Below are 24,404 nucleotides of genomic sequence, written 5' to 3' on the forward strand. Positions count from 1 at the left end.
GCGCGCGGTCAAGCAGCTTACCCTCTCAATCACCTTTCAGTCTGCCATCGGCCGATCATCCCGCAACTCTCCATCCACCCGCGGCTTAAAAGCGAATCGGCGCGATCGCGGAGCCCACCGCTTTGCAGAAGGAATTTCTACGAGTTTTCGGCGACTCCACCCATGAGCAAGAAGGCGCTCATCGCGGCTCTGGGCGTTGTAGCGCTGCTCCTCATTGTTCTGCTCCGCGTCGCGCCCCGAGGCGTAGAGCGTCGGGCTCCTCCGCAGGAGCGCTTGGAGCTGCCGGGACTGCTCGTCGAGGGTAGGGAGCTGGCCAGGAGGGTGGCGGAGGAGGGCGTGGTCCTCCTCAAGAACGATGGGGTCCTGCCGTTGAACCCTAAAGCGAGGATCGCGGTCTTCGGGACTGGGCAGAACGTCACGTGGTGGTACCACGCGGGAGGGTCGTCCTTTGTCCCGCTGGATTCGCGGAGGGTGGTGACCCTTCTCGAAGCTCTCCTCGAGTACGGCCTAGCGGTGGACGAGGAGGTTTCAAGGGCTTACAGCGCTACCAGTCTGCCGGCTAGGACGAACGAGATGCCCTTCACGGAGGATGATGTGAGGAGGTTCGCCGAGAGGAACGATGTGGCCCTAATCGTGCTGAGCCGCTACACCAGCGAGGACTTCGACCTGCCCAGGAGGGGTGGGTGGTTCAGCGCCGGGTGGTGGTTCCAGTACTACACTGAGCAGCTGTCGGGCTCTTACTACTTCAGGGGCTACGAGCTGGAGGATGACGAGCTGCAGCTCATAAAGACCGTCGCAAGGTACTTCGAGAGGGTGGTTCTGATCCTCAACACGCCCCACGCTCTCGGCATAGCGCCGGTCGTGGACGACGTCGATGCGATCCTCTGGGTTGGCTACCCGGGCGAAATGGGTGGTTACGCGGTGGCGAACGTGCTTCTGGGCAGGGTCTCGCCATCGGGTAAGCTGCCCTTCACCTGGGCGAGGAGCTGGGAGGACTACCCCTCGTCCAGGTGCTGGGGGTCGGTGGACGTGGTCTACTGCGAGGGCATCTACGTCGGGTACCGGTACTTCGACACCTTCAACGTCGACCCGCTCTTCCCCTTCGGGTTCGGCCTCTCCTACACGAGCTTCAGGATAGACGTGGAGCGAGTCGAGCTCCGTGGAACAAGGGTCGCTTTAACCGTCAAGGTCGCCAACGTTGGGGGGTACGACGGGAAGGAGGTCGTCCAGGTCTACGTTACTCCACCTGCTGGCAGGCTCGAGAAGGAGCACCAGAGGCTGGTGGCTTTCGCAAAGACCGACTTGCTCAAGCCCGGCGAGTCCCAGACACTCAGGATCTCCTTCGATATGACGAGCGCGGCTTCCTTCGACGAGGAGGAGGGGGCTTGGATCCTCGAGGAGGGGGTGTACCTGGTCAGGGTCGGGAACTCGTCGAGGAGCACCCAGGTCGTCGCGAAGGTCGTCCTGCCCAGGAGGGTCGTCGTTGAGAGGGCTTCGATCAAGCTGGGCTCGGACTACTTCCACCGGAGAGCGAGGGAGCTGGGCGTCGAAGTACTGCGCAGGGGGCCAGACGTTAAGCCGTGGAGCTACCCTGGCGAGCGCGCGGAAATCGAGGGAGCGCCCACGCTCACCCTGGACCCAGGGCTGATCAGGGAGAGGGTGGGCACGCTTCCCCCCTACTTCCCGCCCGAGCTCAGCAGGCCGGACGTGGGGGAGACGATAACCATGAGGCACGTCGTTGAGGGCTCCTACACGCTCGAGGAGCTGGTGGGGCAGATGAGCGTGGAGGAGCTGATAGACGTGACCATAGGCCTCCGCGGTAGCGCGGCGCCTTCCCTCGCCGCCCGCCGCATACCCGAGCTCAGGCAGACCGACGGCCCGAACGGAGCGAAGCTATGGCTACCGGGCAACCTACACGGGACAGCCTTCCCAGGGGCGTCGAGTAGGGCGGCCACGTGGAACTTGGCTCTCGAGTACGAGGTGGGCCGGCAGATCGGGAGGGAGCTGCTCTGGGCTGGGATCAGCCTCTGGCTGGCTCCCGGCCTAAACCTCCACAGGAACCCGCGCTGCGGCAGGAACGCCGAGTACTACTCGGAGGACCCACTCCTCGCGGGCACAATGGCGGCCGCAGCCGTAAAGGGCCTGCAGGGCAACCAGGGGGTGGGGGCGACGCTGAAGCACTTCGTCGCCAACGACCAGGAGGCGTACAGGTACGTCTCCGACTCGATAGTCTCGGAGAGAGCGCTCAGGGAGATCTACCTCAAGGCCTTCGAGATCGCCGTTAGGACGGCCAGGCCCTGGGCCGTGATGACCTCCTACAACAAGCTCAACGGGGTCTACACCGGCAACTACTTCGAGCTCTGCACGGTGGTGTTGAGGGGGGAGTGGGGCTTCGACGGCCTCGTGATGACCGACTGGTGGTCGGCCAGCTACAACTACAAGGCCTACGCGGCGGGGAACGACGCCCTGATGCCTTACACGGAGTACGTACCTTGGGCGCCCCACACCGCCTACAACCTCGTGGTGGGGCAGGTGAAGGAGGCCCTGTGGAACGGGACGCTGACCCTGGGCCAGCTGCAGAGGAGCGCCTACAACATTCTGAGGGTGGCGTTGAGAAGCCGGGCGCTAGCGAACATGCTGAGGATCAGGCAGGAGGAGATCTACGTCTACGAGCCTCCTCCCGACTACTTCGAGGTGGAGCGGATCCAAGGCTGAAGGTGGCCCAGCCCGCCGGCAGCCATCGGTGCTAATCGGCACCCCTCAGCTCTCGCAGGAGCACTCGGGCTGCGACGATCAGCGGGTCCCAGACCGGCGCGAAGGGCGGGGCGTAGCCCAGGTCGGCGAAGAAGAGGTCCTCGACCGTGGCCCCCCGCATCAGGAGGGCGGCGAGCGTGTTGACCCTGGCGAGCACGCCCTCCCGCCCGATGAATTGGCCCCCCAGCAGCCTCCCCGTCTCCCTATCCGCGATCAGCTTCACCGTGATCTCCGCTGCACCTGGGTAGTACGACGACCTTGTGCCAGCCCTGATCTTCGCGGAGACGGGTTTGAACCCCTCCCTCTCGGCGCGGGCCTCCGTCAAACCGGTCCTACCGATCTCCAGGTCGAACACCTTTGTAACAGCCGTGCCCACCGCCCCCGGGAACTCCGCGTAACCCCCGGCAGCGTTCGCGCCGGCCACGTAGCCCATCTTGTTGGCTACCGGAGCGAGGGGGAACCAGTCGGGCTTGCCGGTGACGAGGTTGACCGCTTCAGCAGCGTCTCCGGCCGCGTAGATGCCCTCCACGCTCGTCTCCATCCGCCGGTTGACAGCGATTGCCCCTGTCGGGCCCAGCTTGACGCCCAGCCTCCCGGCCAGCTGAACCTCCGGTGCAACCCCCGTGGCTACGAACACTGCGTCAACCTCGTAAGCGCCCCTGTCGGTGATGACCCGCCTCACCCTACCGTCGCCCTCCAGTTCCCTCACCCCCTCGCTCAAGTGCAGGTCGACACCGTTCCTCCTCAGCTCACCCTCGACGAGGGAGGCCATGTCCCCGTCCAGGGTGGGCATCACGTGGGGGAGGATCTCCAGGATCAGAACCTCCTTGCCGAGCCTGCGCAGGTTCTCCGCAACCTCAAGCCCGATGTAGCCGGCGCCGATCACAGCCACCCTGCGGGCCTCCAGGACGTGCCTCCTCGCCCTCTCCGCGTCCTCCAAGGTTCGTAGGGTCAAGACCCCCTCCAGGTCCAACCCCCTCACCGGGGGTAGGCGGGGCCTGGCGCCGGTCGCGAGGATCAGCTTGCCCCACTCGTATACCCTCTCGCCGTCGTTGAAGCGGACTCTAACGAAGCCCTGGCCCGCCTCCACGACCTCGGCATTCGTGTACACGTCTATCCCCCGCCGCCTGAACTCGTCGACTGTGTAGTGGACGAGCTTCCCCAAGCTGTCGACGAGCCCACCGATGTAGTAGGGGGTGCCACAGGGGGCGTAACTGACGAAGCCGCTCCTCTCGAAGACTGCGACGCGGGCGTTGGGCTTCAACCTCTTGATGCGCGAGGCAGCGGTCATCCCCGCGGGCCCACCGCCGACAACGACGTAGTCGTACCTCTCTGTCACTGTCATACCGCTACCTTTACGGCGGCCTTAAATAGCTTTCCCATCTTTAGATCGAGCATAGAATAACAAATTCCTTAACAATTTAAGCTTAAACCCTCTACTTCAGCTCAATGGAGCCGAGCTGGTAGAAGACGAGAGGTTTCTCGTCCCTCAGCTTCTGGGCGCAGACTACGCGGCCCACGGCGAGGATGTGGTCGCCAACCTCCACCAGCTTCTCCAGCTTGCACTCCAGCGCCACGATGGCGTCGGCGAGCACGGGAGCTGTAACGCACTTGGCCTTGGCTAGTTTAACCTTGCTACTCTCGAACTTGTCGGTCGTCCTTCCAGAAACTGAGCCGAAAACCCCGAACGCCTCTTTCTCGAGGCTCTTGCCAATAACGTTCACCACGAACTCCCCCCTCTCCTTGATGAGCTCCAGGGTGTACCTGGCCGGTGCCATCGCGACTGCTAGCAGGGGCGGGTCCCACGATACTCGCGAAACCCAAGCCGCCGTCATGCCTCCCCTACGTCCAGCCCTCTCCGGGTCTCCCGCTGTGACGATCACGAGCGGTTGGGGTAGGTAGTCGAGAGCCTCAAACGGATCTAGCTCCACGCGGGCTCAGCCCGTGGAAGTTAAAAAGGGTATCCTCGATCAAGCATCGAATGATCGTTGACGCAGCCCTGTACTTCGCAACGGTGGGGTTGAGGCGCTTTCCTCAGGCCGCGCTGAGCTTAGGGGCGGCATTGTGCTTGAGGTCTGCACGGTCGAAGAGCCTCGTCAGGCTCCCCGCGCCAGCGGGACTGACGGTTTACGCAACCACCGACATCGTCGACTCGGTGGTCAGGAACATGCTGCACATATTCTACTTCAGGGATTACGAGGCGTTCCCGGGCTTCGAGCCGAAGCGTGACTGGGTTGTCGTTGACGCCGGTGCCTACGTGGGGCTCTACACCCTCAGGGCGGCTAAGCTCGTAGGCCTTGGGGGGCGGGTGGTGGCGATCGAGCCGCAGCCCGAGGCGTACCGCCTCCTCAGGCTCAACGTGGCTGCGAATCGCCTTTGCAACGTGAGCACGCTGGGCGCCTGCCTGGCGGGCCGCTGGGGCGTCGCGGAGCTCCTCGTACCACCCTCACCGATCAACGCCACCCTCTACAAGGAGTACGCTGAAGCCTACGGGGGGCCTTTGAGGAGGGTTAGGGTGCGCTCAGTCCCTCTCGATGCTGTGCTGAGCAAGCTTGGGCGCGTTGATCTGCTGAAGCTGGACATCGAGGGGGCTGAGCTGGAGGTCGTGGAGGGGTCCAGGCTCCTGCAGCCCAGCGCCGTGGGACGCGTGATCATTGAAGCTCACCCGCCCTTAACTGAGCCGGGCGAGCTCGCGAGCCTCCTCGAGGAGAGGGGTTACAGCGCGGCCGTGTACCTCCCCGACGAACCTCTACACCAAGCCTTCGTCTACGCATTTTAAGTGAAAATTGACCATAGAGAAATCTTAAAAAGTGAGCGGACGTTGGGTTTGCCGTGCCTGTGGAAGCTGAGGACTACCTGGCGCTCCTGTACCGGCTTCAGGAGCTGGGTATTGAGCCGCGGTTAAGCATGGTAGCGCGCGAGCTCGGTGTCAGACCCGTCACCGCCGCGAAGGGGTTGGCGAGGCTGAGCGCGAAGGGCTTGGTCGAGAAGAGCGGCTTGGGGTACGAGCTGACGCCGCTCGGCTTCGAGAGGGCTATGCGCGTCGTGAGGAACCACAGGATCATCGAAAGGTTCCTGGCCGACGTGATGCAGGTGGACTCCTGCAGCGTCCATGAACTGGCCCACTCGCTGGAGCACGTGGAGGGCTTCGCAGAGATCGTGGACGATAGGCTCGGAAGGCCCACTCTCTGCCCCCACGGCAACCCGGTGCCCGGGCGCGCCTCCGTCGAAGCCCTCCCACTGAGCAGGGTGTGCTCAGGCGTTTACCGGGTGGCCCGCATCGGCGAGCTCGGGGGCTCTCTACGGTGGGCGTGCGCAGTCGGTTTGAGGCTCAACGACCGGATCGAGGTGGAGGGCTTCTCCGGCCGCAGCGTGGTAGTGCGATACGGCGGCGCCAGGTACGACCTACCGTTGAGTGTTACGAGCTTCATCTTCGTCCGGAGGGTGTGACCAGCATGGTGACACTTCTCGACGTACCCGAGGGGGGTAGGGCGGTAGTAAGGGGGATAGCTGGGGATGGGTACGGGCTGAGGAGGAGGCTGCTCGAGATGGGCCTCGTACCCGGCACCGAGGTCGAGGTACTGAGCAGCGGGTGGGGCCGCGTGGTCGTGCGGTTCCGCGGCTCCACGGTCGCGGTCGGCCGCGGGTTGGCTCGGAGGATCATCGTAGAGGTGGTCAACCATGCCGGCTCTCCCCCACCGGATTAAGCGGCTGCTTGCTGCGGCCTGCCACAAGCGTTCGCGGGAGGAGGACCGCTTGAGGAGGGGTTTGAAGGTTGCGATCGTGGGTAGCCCTAACGTTGGGAAGTCGACGCTCTTCACGCGCTTGACGAAGCAGATAGCGCACATAGCGAACTGGCCGGGCACAACCGTGGAGAGGAAGGAGGGTTTGCTGCACGCTGAGGGTCGCACTCTGATCCTGGTTGACACCCCGGGCGTCTACTCGCTCTCCGGCGTCAGCGTCGAGGAGAGGGTTACGAGGGACTACCTCCTGGAGGGCGATTGGGACGCCGTCATCGTCCTCGTCGACTCTCTCGCCCCCGAGAAGACGCTCTACCTGGCGCTCCACGTGCTCGAGATAACGGGTCGGGTTGTGGTGGCTCTAACGAAGTGGGATGCCGCACACGCAAGGGGGGTCCACATCCACGTAGACGAGCTTGAGCGCGCCCTGGGCGTACCGGTGGTTCCGGTCTCCGCGGTTACCGGTGAAGGGCTGGACAGGCTAGTGAGGGAGGCCCTCAGGGTGGCTGAAGGGGGGCCGGATAAGCCCCTCAAGCTCGACTACGGGCCGCTGGAGAGCTCGATAGTCGAGCTTGAGGGGTTGCTGGAGGGGGCAAGGCTCAACCTCAGGGCGCCGCCCCGCTGGATCGCTGTGAAGCTCCTCGAGGGCGACGCCCACGTGGCGGAGCTGGTGAGAAGAGCGGGTGCTACTCGCGCCGTGGAGCGCGCTGAGGAGCTGAGGGATGCCGCCCGAGCGCGCGGGTGGGATGCGGAGGAGATGCTGGTTTCCGCCCGCTACCGTTTCGTCGACGCCCTCAGCAGGAGGGCTGTCGTGAGGCTCGCGGTGGCGGAGGGGAGGGGGTTGCTGGAGAGCGTCCTCCTCTCCCCCCTGCTAGGTCCGGTGCTGTCCATACTGATTCTCCTCTCCCTGTACTTCCTGGTCTTCACGCTCAACACGGGCTTCCCGCTGAACGTCGTGTTCGAGGTTCTCGGTTTAACCTGGGCTGCCGAAGTGCTCGAGAGGTACACCCTGGCGGGCGCGATCTCCAGCCTCTTTGAGTCGCTGGCCGCCTGGGTGGGCTCTCTGGGCCTGCCTGAACCCCTGGCCCTGGTTGCGACAGAGGGGGTCATTCCGGCGCTCGCGCTGGTAGCCTCCTTCCTCCCCCTGATCTTCACCGCGCTGCTGGTCCTATCCTTCCTCGAGGACAGCGGACTCGGCCCTTACGCCGCTGCGTCTCTGCACCGGATGCTGCAGAAGCTGGGGGTTTCGGGGCGCGCGGTGTACCCGATGCTGATCGGGCTGGGCTGCAACGTTCCAGCCGTCATGTCGGTTCGCGCGGTCCCTGAGGAGGCGGAGAGGAAGCAGCTGTACGCGGCTGTCCCCTTCATACCCTGCCAGGCCCGCCTCGTCGTGCTCCTCGCCTTCGCCTCAGCCTACTTCACCGGAGCGCCGCTGCTGGCCGTGGGCGCTTTCTTGCTCGTCTACGGTGCGGAACTGGCTCTCTTCGCGCTCACCTCGAGGACCCTCAGGAGGCTATCCGGGGTTGAGGAACCCCCCGCGCTCATCATCGAGTTGCCGCCCATCCACCTGCCGGCACCGAGGGTGTTGTGGTGGATCAGCTGGGAGTACACTGCGCACTACCTGAAGAGGGCGGGCATCGTAATCTTCAGCCTAGCGATCCTCCTCTGGCTTTCGACGCACTTCGGCCCTGCAGGCCCCGTCGGGGCCGTCGAGCAGAGCTTCGCTGCTGCTATAGGTAGAGCCCTAGCACCCCTCATGGCCCCCTTCGGCCTCAGCGGATCCAGGGCGGAGGTGCTTGCCTTCGCGGCGGTGGCCGGCCTGGTAGCCAAGGAGACTGTAGTGCTCGCCGTGGCTGTGTACATGGGCGCGCACGACCCTCTCGAGGCCCTCGCGTCCCTCGAGCTCAGCAGGGCGCAGGCTCTCTCACTGATGGTCTTCTTCACGGCCTACATGCCCTGCATCGCCACTGCGGCTACGGTGTACAGGGAGACAGGGAGCGTTAAGTTCGCGCTGGGTGCTACAGCCTGGTCTATTGCCTCCGCCCTACTGCTGAGCTCAGCCATCTACAGCCTAGCCAGCTTTCTCTAAAAGGGTTCGCGCTCCCCCTCCCCGCGTTCAGCGCGTGCTCCGTGCCCCACTCAAGTTTTTACCGGAACGGGGTTTGAGGGGTTTAAAAATTACTAGGAGTAATCCTTATAGAGTTTATGGGCGTCTTTAAAGAGGGAATCGGTGAAAGCTGATCGTTACCTCTCGAGGAGAGCATCGCTGATGCGAGCCTCGCAAGTCAGGGAGCTGCTCAAGTGGATCGGCCGAGACGTCATATCGCTCGGCGGAGGGATTCCGGATCCAGCCAGCTTCCCCCTCGAGGAGCTCAAACAGATCATCTGCGAGGTCATCGACACGAAGGGCTCCATCTCGCTCCAGTACGCTCCCACGGAGGGCATTGATGAGCTTCGCCGCGAGCTGGCCGCTTTCATGGTGAAGCGCGGCATCAGGGCGAGGGCGGAGAACGTGATGGTCACCGCTGGGAGCCAGGAGGCGCTCGAGCTGATCGGCCGGGTGTTCATAGACCCCGGAGACGTGGTGGTCTCTGAGAATCCGACGTACTTGGGGGCTCTGCAGGCGTTTGCAGTCTACGAGCCGCGCTTCGTGGGCGTGGAGATGGACGAGGAGGGGCTGATAGTCGAGAGGCTCCAACAGCGGTTGAGGGAGCTGAAGAGCCGCGGTGAGCGCGTGAAGCTCTGCTACCTCGTGCCAACCTGCCAGAACCCGACTGGGAGGTGCTTGAGCGTGGAGAGGAGGAAGGCCCTGCTCGAGCTGGCTGAGGACTACGACTTCCTGATCGTTGAGGACGACCCGTACAGCTACTTCTACCTCGACGGCGTGGAGCCGCCCTCGATGAAGGCTCTCGACCGGAGCGGGCGCGTGATCTACGTGTCAACGATCAGTAAGGTGCTCGCTCCCGGCCTCAGGCTGGGCTGGATCGTTGCCGAGGAGGAGTTCGTGGATAAGCTGGCGGTGGCCAAGCAGGGTGTCACTCTTCAGTCACCCACGCTCAGCATGCACGTGCTGTACGAAGCCCTGCGTAGGGGGCTCGTAGAGAGGCAGCTGCCGAAGCTCAAGGAGATCTACGGCGTGAGGAGAGATGCCATGCTGAAGGCTCTGGAGGACTACATGCCGCAAGGCGTGAAGTGGACACGCCCGAGCGGTGGCATGTTCGTCTGGATCGAAGTTCCACCCCACATCGACATGGACGCCCTTCTGCCAATCGCCTTGAACGTCTACAAGGTTGCCTACGTGCCCGGCAGCGGCTTCCACGTCGATGGGGGCGGCAGGAACACGGCCAGGCTGAGCTTCTCCTACCCGCCGCTCGACAAGATGCGGGAGGGCGTAGCTAGGCTGGCGAAAATGATCGCCGAGCACGCCCCCGCGATGAGCGCGCTGGCGGTTACGGCTTAGAGTATCCTCCCGCCCCTCTCCAGGGCGCTTCGGATAGCCTCCCAGTTTTCTTGGATGTCCATCTTCAGGAGCTCCAGCAGCTGCTCGTTCTCGGGGCGGAAGAGGTGCGCGAACCTCCCCTGCCTCTTCAAGTACTCCTCGAGCGGCTTCCTCCGCGCGGGGTCGAGCAGGGATGCACTCCTCCCGGTCAACCTCAGCACGCCGTCCTCGATCTCGTAGAGCACCCACGCCCCCGTCTCGACCGCAAGCCTGCCGATCTCGACGGTCTCGCTGGGCGGGAAGCGCCAGCCGGTAGGGCAGGGAGCGTGCAGGTGGATGTACTTGAAGCCCCTCTTTGAGACCGCCTTGCGAACCTTCTCCACGAAATCGAGCGGGTAGGCGATGGAAGCTGTAGCCACGTAGGGCACCCTATGGGCTGCCACGATCAGTGGAGCAACCTTCCTCCGCTCGCGCTTACCCAGGGGCGTCGTGGTGGTCCAAGCGCCGGGCGGCGTAGCCCCGCTCCTCTGGATGCCCGTGTTCTGGTAGGCCTCGTTGTCGTAGCAGATGTAGAGTATGTCCTCGTTCCTTTCCGCTGCACCGCTCAACGCCTGAAGACCGATGTCCACCGTCCCACCGTCGCCGGCCCACACTACGACCGGCACGTCAATCCCTCTCAACTCCAGCGCCGCCCTCAGCCCCGTGGCCGCTGCGGCGCTAGCGGCGAACGCGATGTTGAGCAGGGGCACGCGGGAGGGCGTCTTAGGGTACATGCCCTGGATCACCGTTGTGCAGCCCGCGGGTACGACGAGGACGAAGCGCCCCTCGAGCGCTTTGCCCAGCATCCTCAGCCCCAGCGAGGCGGGGCAGCCGGGGCAAGCGGCGTGACCGGGCAGCCAGTACTCCTCCCTCGGTAGCTGCTTTACCGTTACCATGGCGTCACCCCCCTCAAGCCGATCCAAGTCACTTCTTCCGGCCCCTCTTTGAGCGAGCATTCGACGATCCGCTCGAAATCCTTGGGCGAGACGTCTCGACCGCCCAACCCCGCTATGAAGCTTCTGACAACCGGCCTCCGCTTCGCGTTGAAGAGCGCGGATTTCACCTCAGCCGCGAGGACGCTCGGCAGGCCGGGCGACAGGCTGCGGTCGACGACGGCTACAGCGCTCATTCCCTCGACCGCATCTCTCAGCTCACGGGCGGGGAAGGGCCTTGTCACTCGGAGCCTTACAACGCCCGCTCGAACCCCTCTGCTCCTCAGCCTATCGACGGCCTCCTTCGCGTCGCCGGCCCACGAGCCGATGAGGACTATACCCACATCGGCGTCGTCGCACCGGTAGGCTTCGAGAAGACCGCCCCAGCTTCTCCCCGTTAGCCTCCCCCACTCCTCGTCGACCTCCCTGATTACTCGGGCAGCCTCGTCCATCGCCCTTTGCATCTTCCAGCGGAACTCCATGTAGTAATCGGGGTTGGCGATCGTCCCGTATGACATCGGCTTGTCCACATCGATCCGGTAGGGTGCAGGCGTCTTCTCGGGTAGGAATCGGTCGACGGTCTGCTGCTCGGGCACTTCGACTGGCTCGTACGCGTGGGACAGGTAGAAGCCGTCGAGGTTCACCATGGCGGGGAGCAGCACCCCCTCGTCCTCGGCCACCCGGTAAGCTTGTATCACCATGTCCATTGCTTCTTGCGCGCTCTCAGCCCAAAACTGTATCCAGCCGGCGTCCCTCACGGCGAAGGCGTCGTTGTGGTCGCACCAGATGCTCCATGGAGGGGCGATCGAGCGGTTCACAACGGCCATCACTATCGGTAGGCGCGCGCCGCCCGCCCAGAACACCATCTCACTCATGTAGAGAAGGCCCTGCGACGAGGTAGCCGTGAACGTTCTGGCGCCACCCGCAGCCGCACCGATGCAGGCAGCCATCGCGCTGTGCTCGGACTCAACGTTGATGAACCGGGCTTTCAGCTCCCCCTTCTCGACGAGCTCGGCTATCTTCTCAACGATAGTCGTCTGCGGCGTGATCGGGTACGCTGCGACCACCTGCACCCTGGCCAGCTTGACGGCGAAAGCGACAGCCTCGTTGCCCGAGACCACTACGCGCGGCACAATCTCACCCCTCCTCCACCATCGTGATGGCCTTGGTGGGGCACTCGCGGGCGCAGATACCGCAACCCTTGCAATAGTCGTAGTCGATGGCGACGCTGTCGTCCTCGCCCCTCACCACGGCCGCCTCGGGGCAGTAGAGCCAGCAGAGCAGGCACTTGACGCACCGGCTCTGATCCAGCACCGGCCGCTCCGTCCTCCACGAGCCCGTGAGGCCGGCTGAGCCCTTCACGGGCGAAGCTATCGAAGTCAGAGGTAGGCTAGCCAACTCCCCTCACCTCCTCGTGCGCCCTCTCTGCCGCCTCCGCGTTGAGCTCACCGAGCCTCCCGCCCCACGTGCTCTTTATGGCCTCCTTCACCGATTCCAGGGAGATTAGAGGCCACACCCTGGTCAAAGCCCCCAGCATGGCCGTGTTAACGACGGGCCAGCCGGCCACTACCAGCCCCAATCCCTTCGCAATCGCGGTTGCGTCCACCCAGTAGACGCGTTTAACGGGGACCTCGGGCCTTGAGGGCGCGTTCGCGAGGAGCATACCATCGTCCTTGACCTTAAACGGGATCGACCTGAGGAGCGCCCTATCGAGGACGACGAGGATGTCCGGCTCGCTAATCTGGCTCCTCAACCGGACGGGTTTATCGGAGATCCTGGCGAAGGAGTAGACCGGCGCCCCCCTCCTCTCCCCGCCGAAGAGCGGAACAGCCTGCCCGTGTAAGCCCTCTGCTGCCGCCGCGTGGACTAGCAGGCGCGCCGCTACGACGGCGCCTTGCCCTCCCCGGGCGTAGAAGCAGATCTCCTGAAGCATCATGCTCGAGAGGAGAGCCAGACTTAATAAGGTAAACTAGTGGCATTTGTTTAACGTGGCAAGCGGAGGTTTAGCTGCATTCCTTAAGCCCGGCAGCGTAGCTGTTGTAGGTGCTTCTAGAGAACCCTCGAAGATAGGGCACAGAGTTCTACGCAACATCCTTTCCTCCGGTTTCCGGGGTCGGGTTTACGCGGTGAATCCTAATGCTTCGGAGATTCTGGGTGTGAAGTGTTACCCGAGTATCCTGGATGTCCCGGAGCCTGTCGACCTCGCTGTGGTTACTGTGCCGGCGAAGCTCGTACCCCAGGTGGTCGAGGAGTGCGGGAGGAAGGGTGTGAAAGCGGTAGCCGTCATCTCCAGCGGATTCAAGGAGGTGGGGAACATCGAGCTCGAGAAACAACTCGTCGAAACAGCAAGGAAACACGGAATCCGAATCCTCGGACCCAACATCGTCGGCGTCTGGGATACCTCCACGCCCATAAACTACAGCTTCATCGACGCGTCCCCGCTCCCCGGTTGCATAGCCTTCCTCTCGCAGAGTGGTGCTCTGATAACGTCGTTAATCTGGTGGACGAGGGAGAGAGGTATCGGATTCTCCAGCCTCGTTAGCTTGGGGAACAAAGCGGACGTGGGGGAGAGCGACCTCCTCGCCCTACTGAGGGAGGATCCGCGGACCAAGGTGATCGCAATCTACATGGAGGGGTTGAACCCCGGAGAGGGGAGGCGCTTCCTCGAGGAAGCGGCGAAGACCGCCTCCGTTAAACCCATCGTGGTTTTAAAGGCCGGAAGGACGGAGGCAGCGGCCGAAGCGATAAGGTCCCACACAGGCTCCCTGGCGGGCTCCGATGAAGTCTACGACGCGGCTTTCCGGCAGGCGCGCGTGCTCAGGGCTGGAAGCCTAGCCGAGCTGTTCAACTGGGCCCTAGCTCTAGCCCTCTCCCCTCCGCCCACCGACGGCACGGTGGTCGTGCTCACCCACGGCGGTGGCGCGGGTGTGCTGGCGGCTGACGAGCTCGGCGAAGCGGGAATCGAGCTGGAACCGCTGCCGCCCGACCTGCAGGAGAGGGTGAGGAAGTTCATGCCCCCCTTCGGCAGCTCACGCAACCCGGTCGACCTCACTGGCATGATGACGGGTGAGAGTTTGAGGGGGGCTCTCACCGAGCTGCTCAAGGACGACAGGGTTGGGAGCGTGCTCGTCTGGGCGGGCCAGGGCGCGCTACCCACCCCCGGGGAGCTTCGAGACGCCGTGCTCTCAGCCGTTAGGGAGGCGGGGTTGAAGAAGCCGCTCGTCGTGTCGCTCACGGGAGGAGCTGAGTGCGATGCGGCGCTCAAAGACCTCATAGCTGCGGGCGTGCCAAGCTACGAGTCGCCCGAGATCGCCGCTCGCTCCCTAGCGGCCGTCCTGAGGTACTACAGGTTCAAGGCTCCGCCGGCCGGGAAGTTTGAGGTGAAGGGGGATAGGAGCGCAGCGGGCGAGATCATCGCTAGGGCGGTCAGCGAGGGGCGGAGGCTCCTAACGCCGATGGAGGCTTTCCGCGTGGCTAGAGCTTTCGGGATCCCGGTCGTGGAGGCGAGGTTCGCCCGAAGCGTTGAAGAAGCCATCGAAGCTGCGAGAACCATCGGCTACCCCGTTGCGCTCGCCGTCGAGACGCCCGACGTAGCTCACAAGACGGAGGTCGGCGGCATACTCTTGAACATAGGCTCGGACGAGGAGCTGCGCGAAGCTTACGCGAGGGTGCTCCGGACCTTCGCTGAGAGAGCCCACGGAGCCCGGCTGCTGGGGGTTTCGGTCAGAAAGATGATGCCCCCAGGGGTTGAGGTCTTCATCGGGGCGAAGCGCGACCCGATCTTCGGGACGGTCGTAGCCTTCGGCTGGGGCGGCATCGCCGTGGAGCTCATCAGGGACGTGTCGATCCGCGTTGCTCCGCTAAGCGTGAGAGAGGCGGAGGAGATGGTGCTCGAAACGAAGGTTGGGAAGCTCCTCCGCGGCTACAGGGGGGCGCCCCTGGACGCCGGCACCGTAATTGGGCTGATACCGAGCGTAGCGGGGATTCTCGAGGCTTTCGACGCCGTGGAAGCCGTCGACGTTAACCCGATCTACGTTTACGAGAGGGGGGCTGTTGCGGTTGACGTAAAAATCTACCTCAGGGCTTCACCCTGAAGTTTCTAGCGTCTTTTTCACAGCGATCCGAAAGCGTTCGCGAGCGCCAGGATTGCCAGCGAGACGAGGGGTACAGTTATGTTGTCGTCTAGGGGTTTCAGCTCAAAGTGCTCAACGACGCTCGACGCAAGCCCGGCCAGCGCCCCCCAGAGGCCAGCATAAACGTAGCCAATGGGGATGCAGACAGCAGCCATCGCAGCGTTGCCGGCCCAAGCCTTCGTCCTCCTCCTGTAAATCATGTTTCTCACGACGCCTGTGACGGAGTCGCCGAAGGACATGAAGGCTGTTGGAACAACTGCGTAAATCAGCGTGCCGAACAGCAGCCAGCTGAGAAGTAGGCTGAGGCCCCAAGTGATGCAGAAGTGAACCTCGTAGATGTTCTCCGGGTCCTGGAACCAGTAGAGCAGCTTACCAGTCCTATGCGGTAGGTAGGTGAAAACGGCCAGTATCATCGCGAACACGAAGGGCACGAAGGGCGTCTGAAACAGGTACGGCGCGAGCAGGGCTACAACGCCGCCCGCGCCGACGTGAATGATCTTCCTGTTGTAGTAGATCGCGACGTTGTGGGTCAACCCCTTCGAGCGCATCGCATCGTACGTTTTCTTCGTGAGGAGGGTCACGAGGAGAACTATCCAGATGAACAGCACGGCGGCGTACATCAGCTCCACAGGTCTGAATAGCTCGGCTGTCACGATTGGCTCTGTTTTTAGCCGTAAAAAAGGGATGCGATCGCCTTAACGGTCAGCTCGTTTGATCAAGAGCGAGAATAGATCCTTAGGATCGGTGACCGTTGGGAGAAGATCGAGGTCGCGGCCGGCACCCCGCCTCTCGGCGAGCTCGTAGAGGAGGGTGAGAGCAGCCCAGTCCTCGACAGCTACTCCGACGGAGTCGAAGACCGTCACCTCCCCCTCGCTTGTTCGGCCCGGCTTAAGGCCGGAAACCACCTCCCAGAGCTCGGCGTAGACGAACTCTCTTCCAACGTTCTGCACCTCGCCCTCGATAAGGGCCTGCTCGAGGAGCTCGACGACGACCTTAGCCCCCTTGAGGATCTCCGGGTCCAGCTCCGTCTTGCCCGGAGCATCTCCCCCCACGGCGTTGATGTGGACTCCCGGCTTCAGCCACTCCCTCTTCACCACCTGCCGCCTACCTCTCGCCGCTGTAGCAGTCACGAGGATATCCGCACTCTCCGCCACCTCCCGGCCGCTTGAGGCTGCCGCGAGCTCGAACCCGAAGCCCTCCATGTTCCTCCTGAACTTCTCCATCGCCCTCGAGTCAATGTCGAAGTAGGTGATCCGCTCGACGGGTGCGACGCGGCTGATCGCCAGGCAGAGGAACTCCGATTGCGCACCGGTCCCGATGATTCCCAGCACCCTGCTCCCCCTCCTAGCCAGGTGCTTCGTCGCGACGGCGCTCGCCGCACCCGTGCGGAGGGCGGTGAGGAGGGTGGCGTCCGCGACCATCACCGGGTAACCGGTGTCGGCATCGGCGAGAACGGCTACAGCCGCCACCGTCAGCAGCCCCCGCTTCGGGTTGCCGGGGTGGCCGTTCACGATCTTCACAGCATACCACCTTTGATCGCTCGCAGGCATCACCTCCATCACACCGTTCGGGTAGCTGAAGCTGACGCGGGGGACCACAGTGAGCTCCCTCCACCTTCTGAAGGCATCCTCAACGCGGTGGATGAGCTGGTCCAAGAACCGGTCCAACCCTTCAGCCCTAACCACCTCTGCCACGTCAGACCAGGTGATGACGCGGACTGGCATCGGAAGCCCCGGCCTGCGCCAGCTTAAACCTTGGTGGTGAACAAGCATTTTTACCTCCCCGATTAGATCAAGCCGTGAGCGTAAACCGTAGGATCCTGCACGAGTTTGAGAACCCCCTTGTGGTCGGGGTGAACCGCGAACCCCCTCGCGCGGCCTTCCTCCCCTGCCCCGATCGCGAGTCGGCCCTGCGCAGCGGCTTCCTCGAGTCCCCGTGGAAGCTCTCGCTCAACGGAAAGTGGCGCTTCAAGCTCGTCGAGAACCCCGGTCGAGCGCCGGAGGGCTTCTACGAGCCGGCGTACGACGATTCCGGCTGGGACGAGATCGAGGTGCCCAGCTGCTGGCAGCTTCTCGGCTACGACAGGCCGATCTACCTGAACGTCCGCTACCCATTCGAGCCGAACCCGCCGTACGTGCCGCAGGATTGGAACCCAACGGGCCTCTACCGGCGACGCTTCACGCTGGACGCCGACCTAACCGGTAGGAGGGTCTTCCTCGTCTTCGAGGGGGCCGGTTCGGCCTTCTACGTGTGGGTGAACGGGCGTTTCGTGGGCTTCAGCAAGGACTCCAGGACGCCGGCCGAGTTCGACATCACACCTTACGTCAAGCGGGGCGAGAACCTGGTAGCGGTTGAAGTCCTGAGGTGGAGCGACGGCACCTACCTGGAAGACCAGGACTTTTGGCGGTTGAGCGGCATCTTCAGGGACGTCTACGTCTACACCGCGCCCGAAGTGAGGGTGCGCGACTTCTTCGTGAGGACGAGGTTCGACGAGAGGTACGTGGACGCGACGCTGGAGGTGCTCGTCAAAGTGAGGAACTACTCGCTGGAGGAGAAGCGGGGCCTCGCGGTAGAGCTGGAGCTCCTCGACGCCGACGGTAACCGCGTGCTCGGCCCCCTGAGCCAGCCAGTTGACGGGGTGAAGCCGGGCGGGGAAGTCTACCTCAACTTCCGCGCCGAAGTGAAATCCCCCCGCAAGTGGTGCGCCGAGGACCCCTACCTTTACAACCTCCTCATCACGCTGAAGGGACCCGACGGCCGCGTGCTGGAGGTAATCAGGGAGTTCATCGGTTTCCGCCAAGTCGAGGTGAAGGACGGGAGGATCCTCGTCAATGGCCGACCGGTGTACCTTAGGGGTGTAAACAGGCACGAAATCGACCCGGTTCGCGGCTACGCTGTCACGAGGGAGCTGATGGAGCTGGACGCTCGCTTGATGAAGCAGCTCAACATCAACACAGTTCGCACGTCGCACTACCCGAACCACCCGTACTGGTACCACCTCTGTGACAGGTACGGCATCTACGTGATCGACGAGGCCAACATCGAGTGCCACGGCCTCGCCAACATAGGGAGGGCGGGCCTCATACTCTGGAACGAGCCTGCCAACAACCCCGAGTGGCTGCCGGCCATCATGGACCGCGTTGTGAGGATGGTGGAGCGCGACAAGAACAGGCCTTGCGTCGTGATGTGGTCGCTGGGCAACGAGTCGGGCTACGGGTTCAACTTCGAGGCGGCGGCTGCCTGGATTAGGGGCTACGACCCGACGCGCCCCGTCCACTACGAGGGCGCGACCCACGTTCTCTGGAACAAGGGGTACGTGCCGAGGAGCGTCGACGTCATCAGCGTGATGTACCCGACGCTCGAGTTCCTCGAGTGGCTCGCAACCGAGCTCCAGGACGATCGGCCGGTGATCATGTGCGAGTACGCCCACTCGATGGGGAACAGCACGGGTAACCTGAAGGAGTACTGGGACGTCATACGGAAGCACCGCAGGCTGTGCGGCGGCTGCATCTGGGACTGGGTAGACCAGGGCTTGCTGAAGGAGGAGAAGGGCGTGAAGTTCTTCGCTTACGGCGGGGACTTCGGAGAGGAGATTCACGACGGAAACTTCTGCATCAACGGCATCGTCTTCCCCGACCGCACGCTCCAGCCGGCTTGCTGGGAGGTGAAGAAGGTCTACCAGCCGGTTGAAGCGGAACCGGAGGACCTCAGCGCCGGGCTCGTCAGGATCGAGAATCGGTTCGACCACCTGAGGCTTGACGAAGCCGTGGAGATCCACTGGGAGGTGCAAGCCGACGGGGTTGTGCTCCAGAGGGGCCGCGTCGAGACGCCGGCTCTCGAGCCCCGCCAGAAGGCCACCGTGAGGATCCCCTACGAGCTCCCGAAGCCCGAGCCGGGCAGGGAGTACTGGCTCGTACTTCGGTACAAGCTCGCGCGCGACTTCCGCTGGGCGAGCAGGGGCTTCGAGGTCGGCTGGACCCAGATGAAGCTGCCGGTGAGAGCCCCTGAGCCGCCCCCGCTCAGAGTCGGCGACATGCCGCCTCTCGCGGTGGAGGACGTGGGGGACTACGTCAGGGTTACCGGCAAGAACTTCGAGCTGGTGTTCGATAAGGGCTCTTGCAGCTTCACCTTCAACTTCCAGGGTAGGGTGCTGGTGAAGGGCTTCAACCCGCTCGAAGTCTGGAGGGCGCCCACCGATAACGACGAGGGGGGCTGGATGGCGAGGAAGGCCGTCCTCTGGCGGGACGCGGGTCTCAACAGGGTTATGCACCGGCCCCTCTGGGTCCGCGCCTACCAGGCGATGCCGCAGGTGGCGGTCATCGAGGCCGGCGTGAGGACGGAGGCTCCCGACACCAAGCTCGGCTTCACGTCAACGCTGAGGATCACAGTCTACGGCAACGGTGACGTTAGGCTGGCGATCGACGTGAAACCCGACGAGCAGCTCCCGCCCCTGCCGAGGGCCGGCTTCACCCTCCAGCTGCCGAAGGAGCTCTCGAGGGTGGTGTACTACGGGCGCGGGCCTCACGAGAACTACGTCGACCGTAAGTTCGGCGCCATGGTCGGCGTCTACGAGACGACGGTGGACGAGATGTTCGTGCCGTACTTGAAGCCTCAGGAGAACGGGAACCGGTGCGACGTTGGGTGGGTCGCGCTCCGAGATGAGGAGGGCTTCGGCCTGCTGGCCATTGCGGAGAACCTGATGGAGTTCAGCGCGCACCGCTGCACGCCTCACGACCTCGAGGCGGCGAAGCACCCACCAGAGATAAGGTGGAGGGATGAGATCTACCTCCACCTGGACTACAGGCAGCGCGGACTGGGGGGTGCTAGCTGCGGCCCCGACACGCTGCCGCAGTACGAGTTCTACCCGGAGCCCTTCCACTTCGAGGTCGTGCTCAGGCCCGTCAAGCCCGGCGACGATCCCGTGCAGCTGGGGAAGCTCAAGCGCCACGCGCTGTAGCCTCCAGCTCGTCCAAGTGCCTGAAGTTCTCCCTTTTTATCGGGTATTTGCCCACCCTCTTCGCGTACTCAACCTCGTACTTCAGCAGCTCTGACGGCACACCAGCGTACGTCTCGCCGCCGTTATCGAAGATGTAGCCTCCACCGGGGGCCGCGTAGTAGATGCACCTCTCTACCTCCACCTCGATGAGCGTTCTGGAGCCTGAGAGGAGGGCCCGCCAGTTGGCGTTCCCGTTGAAAGACACCCTCCCCTTGAACTCCCTCGCGATCAGGCGGATGTCGCTCTCGACGCCCAGGTCGGCGTGGTTCACCCTGTACACGTCCCTCACGATGTCCGCGATGTGGTGCATCGGCGAATCCATGTGCAGGTAGCGGTAGCGGGTTCCGAACCTCTCGAAGAGTCGCAGGTTGTAGGGGAGGGCGAACTCCTCGTACATGCGCCGGTTGAGGTAGCCCGAGTGGTCGTCAGCCAGGTAGAGGCTGCCCGGCTCCGAGCCGGTTACCTCGCAGTGGTACTCGTGCAGCGCGACGAAGGCCTCCTCCAGCTTCCTGAACAGCTTGTGCATCTCGCCAGGGTAGCGGTATAGCCAGGAGTACAGGCGCTCCGGCCCCATCAGCGAGCCGGCCGCGGAGACGGGCGGGTGGATCTGGAGCCCGCCCCAAACCGGGATGTCCCCGTAGCGGTCCCTGACCAGCCTCCTCAACTCCTCGAGCCTCCTGTACACGTCGCGAACAGCGGGGAGGTCGCGGGGATCCGGGACTTCGAGCCGGTCGATGTCGTCGAGGCTCTTTATCTTCGGCACGATCCACGGGCTCCGCCAGGGGTCGCTATAGTCCGGCATAACGATCCTACAGCCGAAGACCACGCCCTCGGCGACGGCTCCCAGGTCGAGGGTGATCGCAACCGACGTTACATCGTCGCGCAGCCAGCTCAACCTCCACTCCAACCCCTTCAACTGCACTTCAGCCATCAGCTTCAAGTCCGTGTAGTAGTCCCTTAGCGGAACCCCGAACAGCCAAGCGTAGTAGGCGCCCTGCACGTTGATCTGGACGGGCACCCTATCAGGCTCCTCAAAACTGAGAGCAGCCTCAACCCTCCTCCTATTCTCCTCCAGCACTCTCTCGTACTTTTCCAGATTCAGAGTCACGTCTCAGCGGGGCACAAGAGGCAAAAAAAGCGTTTACACTCAAGCCTTCCACACTAGTCCCTACGCCTGGGTAAATCGAATGGATAGACTAGCAGCCTCGCCCGCTGAAACCCACGATGGAACTAAGACTTCAACCCCCAGTACCGCGCACTCCCCGGGCTCCAGATCGAGCGGCCTACTCGAGGTTAAGAGGGGAAGCGAGAGCACAAGGCTGCTTTCCCCTGCCCTCCTAGCCAGCCGTAAATTGAACACGCTGGGCCACCCATCCCCTGGCACATCAGCTACTTCGAGCCTAAGGGTGAGCTTTCGATTGCCGATGTTGCAGACGCGCAGCAGATCGCTGTAGCTCGTGGGAGATCCGATGAAGCCGGTGAGCGAGACTGACGTCCCGTTGGCTGCCTCGGTGACAGAAGCGTAGACTCCATCAGCGTCTTCACCTGCCACTATGGCGAGGAAGCTCGCCAGCTCTTCCCGCGTCAATCCCTCTACCCGTCCCACGATGAGCAGAGCGGAGGCTAACACCGTTATGATGAGAAACGCAACGACCGCTGGCCTCCGCCTAGGATTCTCCATAATTCCACGCAATCAACTTGTTTTCTAACCTTAAAAACGGTGTAGTTCTACGGGGCTTCAAGTGCCGTTCACCTCTACGCGGTACACTTCCTCGACTTTCCACTCGAGCTGCCGGTGGTAGCTCGGGTGGGGCTGGAACTTCCTAGCTCTCGACAGCCAGTCCGGTAGCCCTACGGCCTTTATCCTGGCTGGGTCGATGCAGCCGTACCCCCACTCCGACAGGAGGTGAAGGTAGCCGATGTTTCGCGGATCGAACCCCATGAGGGCGGCTGCAGCCGCGTCAACCGTGACAGCGTTTCTCCCGCCGACCGATACGCCGAGTTTCACCGGGGTTCCATTGGTGGGGCCGGCCCCCTCCATCCCCACGGCTCCATCGATGAGAGCCAGCTTCGGCATCATCTTCGTCGCCAGGTAGGCGATGTTGAGGTTGATCGCCGGGTAACCCTGGTGGATCTTGTGCCTGTCACCGGGCATGATCGCTCCGACAACGACGTTCTTGATCGAGAGCGTGACGATGACCGTGTCGTGAGTCTTCGGCCTCACCACTGAGACGAGGTACCTGCTCTTCAGCACGGTCTCCGAAACCCTGACCCGGACCCTCCGCTCCAAGTTCCGGTCCCAGACGTAGAACTCCTCGTAGCTGTCGCCCGAAAGGTCGACCAGCTCGACGCCGTAGTCGAGGAGCCTGTCGTACCCGAAGTTCCTGATTGCGTCCTTGAAGCTACCTATCGTAGGGGCTTCGGCAACTAAAACCCTGCACCTTCCGGCAAGCTTCTTCGCAATCTCCTCCACCGCTTCCACTGGTGTGGCGGAGAGCTCGCGGTAGGCGGAGACGAAGTTGACTTTGACGAGGATCTCACCGGCCTTCAGCGCATCCTCAAGCCCCATCAGGTCGAGCACGCGCCTAACTCCTACGCCTGGCTCCCCACCCTCCGCAGCGTAGATCTCACATGACACAGTCATTGGAGCGGCGCGCCCCCTTTTAACCCTTTAGGGGGGCTACGATTACCGGTGCCCCGTCAACCTCCAGCTCGAGCTCGCCCCCGATCGCTTCGACGACCTCCCGGAGGCCGAAGGTTCGTATGACGAGCGCGCGCTGGCTGCCCAAGCTCAGCTTCACAGTCCTCGCGGGACCCGAAGTCCAGACCACCAGCCTCATCTCCTCCCCCCTCTGGAGCACGAGCAGGTATGCTCCCTCACCCAGCGCGCGGCCCTCCTTGGGCGCGTAGCCGGCAAGCTCCCGGTTGAAGTTGTAGATGGCGTAGTAGGCAGGCTTGATGAAGAACCACTCGGGCCCCCTCACGTGGTGGGCTACGAGGCCGAAGTTGTGCTCCGAGTCGGCGAGCGAGAGCCCGTCGTCCTTCCAGTCGTAGATTATCGTTAAAGGGACGCCCGCCATCAAGTTGGTGAGGTAGATCCTCAGCGAGTAGTGGGCCTGCGTAACCACGTCGACCCGGTTCGCGTAGGCCCCACCCGTCGTGTAGCCCCACTCGCTGCAAATGATCGTTTTATCCCCTACGACGCTCCGGAGCCTCTCGTAGTCGGTCAAAACGGTCTCCGGGGGCCCACCCCTGTAGGGGTGCACCGAGACCGCGTCGACGAGCTCGAGCGCACCCCTCACCGCTAGGGCTCTGACGAACTCCACGTCAACGCCGGAGGTCGCCGGCGCCAGGACGAGGCAGCTGGGGCAGGACTCCTTAATCGCTCTCGAAACTGCCGCGAGCAGCCGGGCGTAATCCGGTGCGCTGGGTTGAGGCTTCCAGAAGACATCGATGTTGGGCTCGTTCCAAACCTCCCAGAGCGCGTAAGCACCGTACCTAGAGGCGGCAGCCCCAGCGTAGCTCGCGTAAGCGGACCTAGCCTCCTCGCTGCGCGGCGGCTGCCCACCATCGTAGAGCGGGTTCCCGTAGCAGAGGATGTAGAGGGGCCGCAGCCCCCGCTCCTTGAGAGCAGAGGTTAGAGCGTCGTAGCCGGAGAAGTCGTAAGCACCCCTCTCCCTCTCCACGGTGCTCCAGAAGAGGTCCATCCTGATCAGCTTGAAGCCGGCGTAGGCGATCATGTCGAGGTCCCTCAGCTCGAAGGGCGAAGGCGCGATGAAGTGGATGTTGACGCCGAGCCCCTCCGGGACGATGAGGCGGGGTAGGCCGCCCTCGGGCGCTTCCCACCGGACGGGTTCGTCGAGCACTGCCAGCAGCCAGGGGTAAGAATCCAGGTTTGTCCGCCTGAAGGGCTCCGTGTTTGAATCGAACTCTCCGACCCCCACCACCCTCAGCGCAGCGCGGTAGAGAGCTGGCTCGAGGCTTGCGGTGTCAACTTCGAACCAGAGCCGCGTCACCCGCCGGGCTGGAGCAGCACCCTCGCCAACCTTCAGCAGCTGTTGAGGCTTGTCGAGCGGGGCCAGGAGGAGCTCCACTTTCAAGTCGCTATCGTTGGGGTTGCTAACCTCAAACTCGAAGGCTGCTAGCTCGCCTCGTCGGAAGAAGTTCCTCTTCATCAACGGGTCGGGGTAGAGCTGGAAGTTGCCCGCGCAACCTTCATGAGTGATCCTGACGTAAAACCTCTGCTCACCCACTCCCTTCGCCCGCTGCTCCGGGCGGAAAAGCATCATCGCTGCTAGAGCTGCCGCAGCTACAAGCAGAGCAAAGGCGATTACGGCTAGCCGCCTACTGTGAAGCACAAGAAAAAGAAAG

General features: G+C 63.3%; 20 protein-coding genes. 8 read left to right on the forward strand and 12 right to left on the reverse strand.

The genetic code is table 11. The features are described from left to right. Positions 1–162 precede the first annotated feature (162 nt). The gene (locus tag QXF46_05215) at positions 163–2,715 is read left to right on the forward strand and encodes a glycoside hydrolase family 3 C-terminal domain-containing protein (protein MEM0226255.1); all 2,553 of its coding nucleotides are present in this window, start codon (positions 163–165) and stop codon (positions 2,713–2,715) included. Between the two features lie 31 nt (positions 2,716–2,746). Here the strand turns inward: QXF46_05215 and QXF46_05220 are convergent, their stop codons facing one another. Then, entirely contained in the window at positions 2,747–4,099 is a 1,353-nt protein-coding gene (locus QXF46_05220; GenBank protein MEM0226256.1) for an FAD-dependent oxidoreductase, read from the reverse strand. Positions 4,100–4,190: 91 nt separating this feature from the next. Continuing rightward, positions 4,191–4,685 (reverse strand): flavin reductase family protein, encoded by a 495-nt coding sequence (locus tag QXF46_05225; protein MEM0226257.1) that lies wholly within the window; start codon positions 4,683–4,685, stop codon positions 4,191–4,193. A 50-nt stretch (positions 4,686–4,735) separates the two neighbouring features. Here QXF46_05225 and QXF46_05230 point away from each other — a divergent pair, with 50 nt between their 5' ends. The 5 genes from QXF46_05230 to QXF46_05250 all read left to right on the forward strand — a co-directional run bounded on the left by QXF46_05230 (position 4,736) and on the right by QXF46_05250 (position 9,954). Continuing rightward, positions 4,736–5,533 carry an FkbM family methyltransferase gene (locus QXF46_05230; GenBank protein ID MEM0226258.1) on the forward strand — a complete coding sequence of 266 codons (798 nt, stop codon included), beginning with the start codon at positions 4,736–4,738 and terminating at the stop codon, positions 5,531–5,533. 53 nt (positions 5,534–5,586) lie between these two features. After that, positions 5,587–6,204, forward strand: a complete 618-nt coding sequence (locus tag QXF46_05235; protein MEM0226259.1) for a metal-dependent transcriptional regulator — start codon at positions 5,587–5,589, stop codon at positions 6,202–6,204. 5 nt (positions 6,205–6,209) lie between these two features. Next, positions 6,210–6,461 (forward strand): FeoA family protein, encoded by a 252-nt coding sequence (locus QXF46_05240; protein MEM0226260.1) that lies wholly within the window; start codon positions 6,210–6,212, stop codon positions 6,459–6,461. Then, the gene (gene feoB, locus QXF46_05245; protein MEM0226261.1) at positions 6,436–8,583 is read left to right on the forward strand and encodes a ferrous iron transport protein B; all 2,148 of its coding nucleotides are present in this window, start codon (positions 6,436–6,438) and stop codon (positions 8,581–8,583) included. Before QXF46_05240 ends, feoB begins: the two co-directional genes overlap by 26 nt. 141 nt (positions 8,584–8,724) lie before the next feature. Then, a complete protein-coding gene (locus QXF46_05250; protein ID MEM0226262.1) occupies positions 8,725–9,954 on the forward strand; it encodes a PLP-dependent aminotransferase family protein in 1,230 nt (409 codons plus the stop codon). Here the strand turns inward: QXF46_05250 and QXF46_05255 are convergent. Genes QXF46_05255 through QXF46_05270 form a run of 4 tightly spaced genes read right to left on the reverse strand, consistent with a single transcriptional unit; the run spans position 9,951 to position 12,840 of the window. Beyond that, complete coding sequence (locus QXF46_05255) at positions 9,951–10,868, reverse strand: 3-methyl-2-oxobutanoate dehydrogenase subunit beta (protein MEM0226263.1); 918 nt, start codon at positions 10,866–10,868, stop codon at positions 9,951–9,953. The two genes, QXF46_05250 and QXF46_05255, sit on opposite strands and share 4 nt — an antisense overlap. Further along, positions 10,862–12,037, reverse strand: coding sequence for a transketolase C-terminal domain-containing protein (locus QXF46_05260; protein MEM0226264.1), 1,176 nt, complete (start codon positions 12,035–12,037; stop codon positions 10,862–10,864). The genes QXF46_05255 and QXF46_05260 overlap by 7 nt, the downstream gene beginning before the upstream one ends. A gap of 4 nt (positions 12,038–12,041) precedes the next feature. After that, positions 12,042–12,302 (reverse strand): 4Fe-4S binding protein, encoded by a 261-nt coding sequence (locus QXF46_05265; protein MEM0226265.1) that lies wholly within the window; start codon positions 12,300–12,302, stop codon positions 12,042–12,044. Further along, the gene (locus QXF46_05270) at positions 12,295–12,840 is read right to left on the reverse strand and encodes a 2-oxoacid:acceptor oxidoreductase family protein (protein ID MEM0226266.1); all 546 of its coding nucleotides are present in this window, start codon (positions 12,838–12,840) and stop codon (positions 12,295–12,297) included. Before QXF46_05270 ends, QXF46_05265 begins: the two co-directional genes overlap by 8 nt. A 52-nt stretch (positions 12,841–12,892) precedes the next feature. Between QXF46_05270 and QXF46_05275 the strand changes: the two genes are divergently transcribed. Continuing rightward, entirely contained in the window at positions 12,893–14,998 is a 2,106-nt protein-coding gene (locus tag QXF46_05275) for an acetate--CoA ligase family protein (GenBank protein ID MEM0226267.1), read from the forward strand. 17 nt (positions 14,999–15,015) lie between these two features. Here QXF46_05275 and QXF46_05280 read toward each other — a convergent pair whose 3' ends face one another. Further along, on the reverse strand, positions 15,016–15,690 hold the full coding sequence (locus tag QXF46_05280) for a dolichol kinase (GenBank protein MEM0226268.1): 675 nt from the start codon (positions 15,688–15,690) through the stop codon (positions 15,016–15,018). 42 nt (positions 15,691–15,732) lie between these two features. Next, positions 15,733–16,761 (reverse strand): ornithine cyclodeaminase, encoded by a 1,029-nt coding sequence (locus QXF46_05285; protein MEM0226269.1) that lies wholly within the window; start codon positions 16,759–16,761, stop codon positions 15,733–15,735. Between the two features lie 74 nt (positions 16,762–16,835). On the opposite strand from QXF46_05285, the gene QXF46_05290 reads away from it, so the two are divergent. Beyond that, complete coding sequence (locus tag QXF46_05290; GenBank protein ID MEM0226270.1) at positions 16,836–19,994, forward strand: glycoside hydrolase family 2 TIM barrel-domain containing protein; 3,159 nt, start codon at positions 16,836–16,838, stop codon at positions 19,992–19,994. Here the strand turns inward: QXF46_05290 and QXF46_05295 are convergent. The 4 genes from QXF46_05295 to QXF46_05310 are packed head-to-tail and all read right to left on the reverse strand — an operon-like array spanning position 19,975 to position 24,391. Continuing rightward, positions 19,975–21,141 (reverse strand): uroporphyrinogen decarboxylase family protein, encoded by a 1,167-nt coding sequence (locus tag QXF46_05295; protein ID MEM0226271.1) that lies wholly within the window; start codon positions 21,139–21,141, stop codon positions 19,975–19,977. The two genes, QXF46_05290 and QXF46_05295, sit on opposite strands and share 20 nt — an antisense overlap. A gap of 60 nt (positions 21,142–21,201) precedes the next feature. Then, the gene (locus QXF46_05300) at positions 21,202–21,714 is read right to left on the reverse strand and encodes a hypothetical protein (protein MEM0226272.1); all 513 of its coding nucleotides are present in this window, start codon (positions 21,712–21,714) and stop codon (positions 21,202–21,204) included. A gap of 57 nt (positions 21,715–21,771) precedes the next feature. Beyond that, positions 21,772–22,671: a DUF362 domain-containing protein gene (locus tag QXF46_05305; GenBank protein ID MEM0226273.1), complete on the reverse strand. Its 900-nt coding sequence runs from the start codon at positions 22,669–22,671 to the stop codon at positions 21,772–21,774. Between the two features lie 25 nt (positions 22,672–22,696). Then, positions 22,697–24,391, reverse strand: coding sequence for a hypothetical protein (locus tag QXF46_05310; GenBank protein ID MEM0226274.1), 1,695 nt, complete (start codon positions 24,389–24,391; stop codon positions 22,697–22,699). Between the last annotated feature and the right edge of the window lie 13 nt (positions 24,392–24,404).

It is taken from the genome of Thermofilaceae archaeon (genome assembly GCA_038731975.1).
Taxonomy (GTDB): Archaea; Thermoproteota; Thermoprotei; order Thermofilales; family Thermofilaceae; genus JANXEW01.

Coding starts and splice junctions, on each gene's coding strand:
- QXF46_05255 (MEM0226263.1), bottom strand. CDS start 10,868: ATGGTAACGGTAAAGCAGCTACCGAGGGAGGAGTACTGGCTGCCCGGT.
- QXF46_05270 (MEM0226266.1), bottom strand. CDS start 12,840: ATGATGCTTCAGGAGATCTGCTTCTACGCCCGGGGAGGGCAAGGCGCC.
- QXF46_05285 (MEM0226269.1), bottom strand. CDS start 16,761: ATGCCAGTCCGCGTCATCACCTGGTCTGACGTGGCAGAGGTGGTTAGG.
- feoB (MEM0226261.1), top strand. CDS start 6,436: ATGCCGGCTCTCCCCCACCGGATTAAGCGGCTGCTTGCTGCGGCCTGC.
- QXF46_05220 (MEM0226256.1), bottom strand. CDS start 4,099: ATGACAGTGACAGAGAGGTACGACTACGTCGTTGTCGGCGGTGGGCCC.
- QXF46_05230 (MEM0226258.1), top strand. CDS start 4,736: ATGATCGTTGACGCAGCCCTGTACTTCGCAACGGTGGGGTTGAGGCGC.
- QXF46_05215 (MEM0226255.1), top strand. CDS start 163: ATGAGCAAGAAGGCGCTCATCGCGGCTCTGGGCGTTGTAGCGCTGCTC.
- QXF46_05240 (MEM0226260.1), top strand. CDS start 6,210: ATGGTGACACTTCTCGACGTACCCGAGGGGGGTAGGGCGGTAGTAAGG.
- QXF46_05300 (MEM0226272.1), bottom strand. CDS start 21,714: ATGGAGAATCCTAGGCGGAGGCCAGCGGTCGTTGCGTTTCTCATCATA.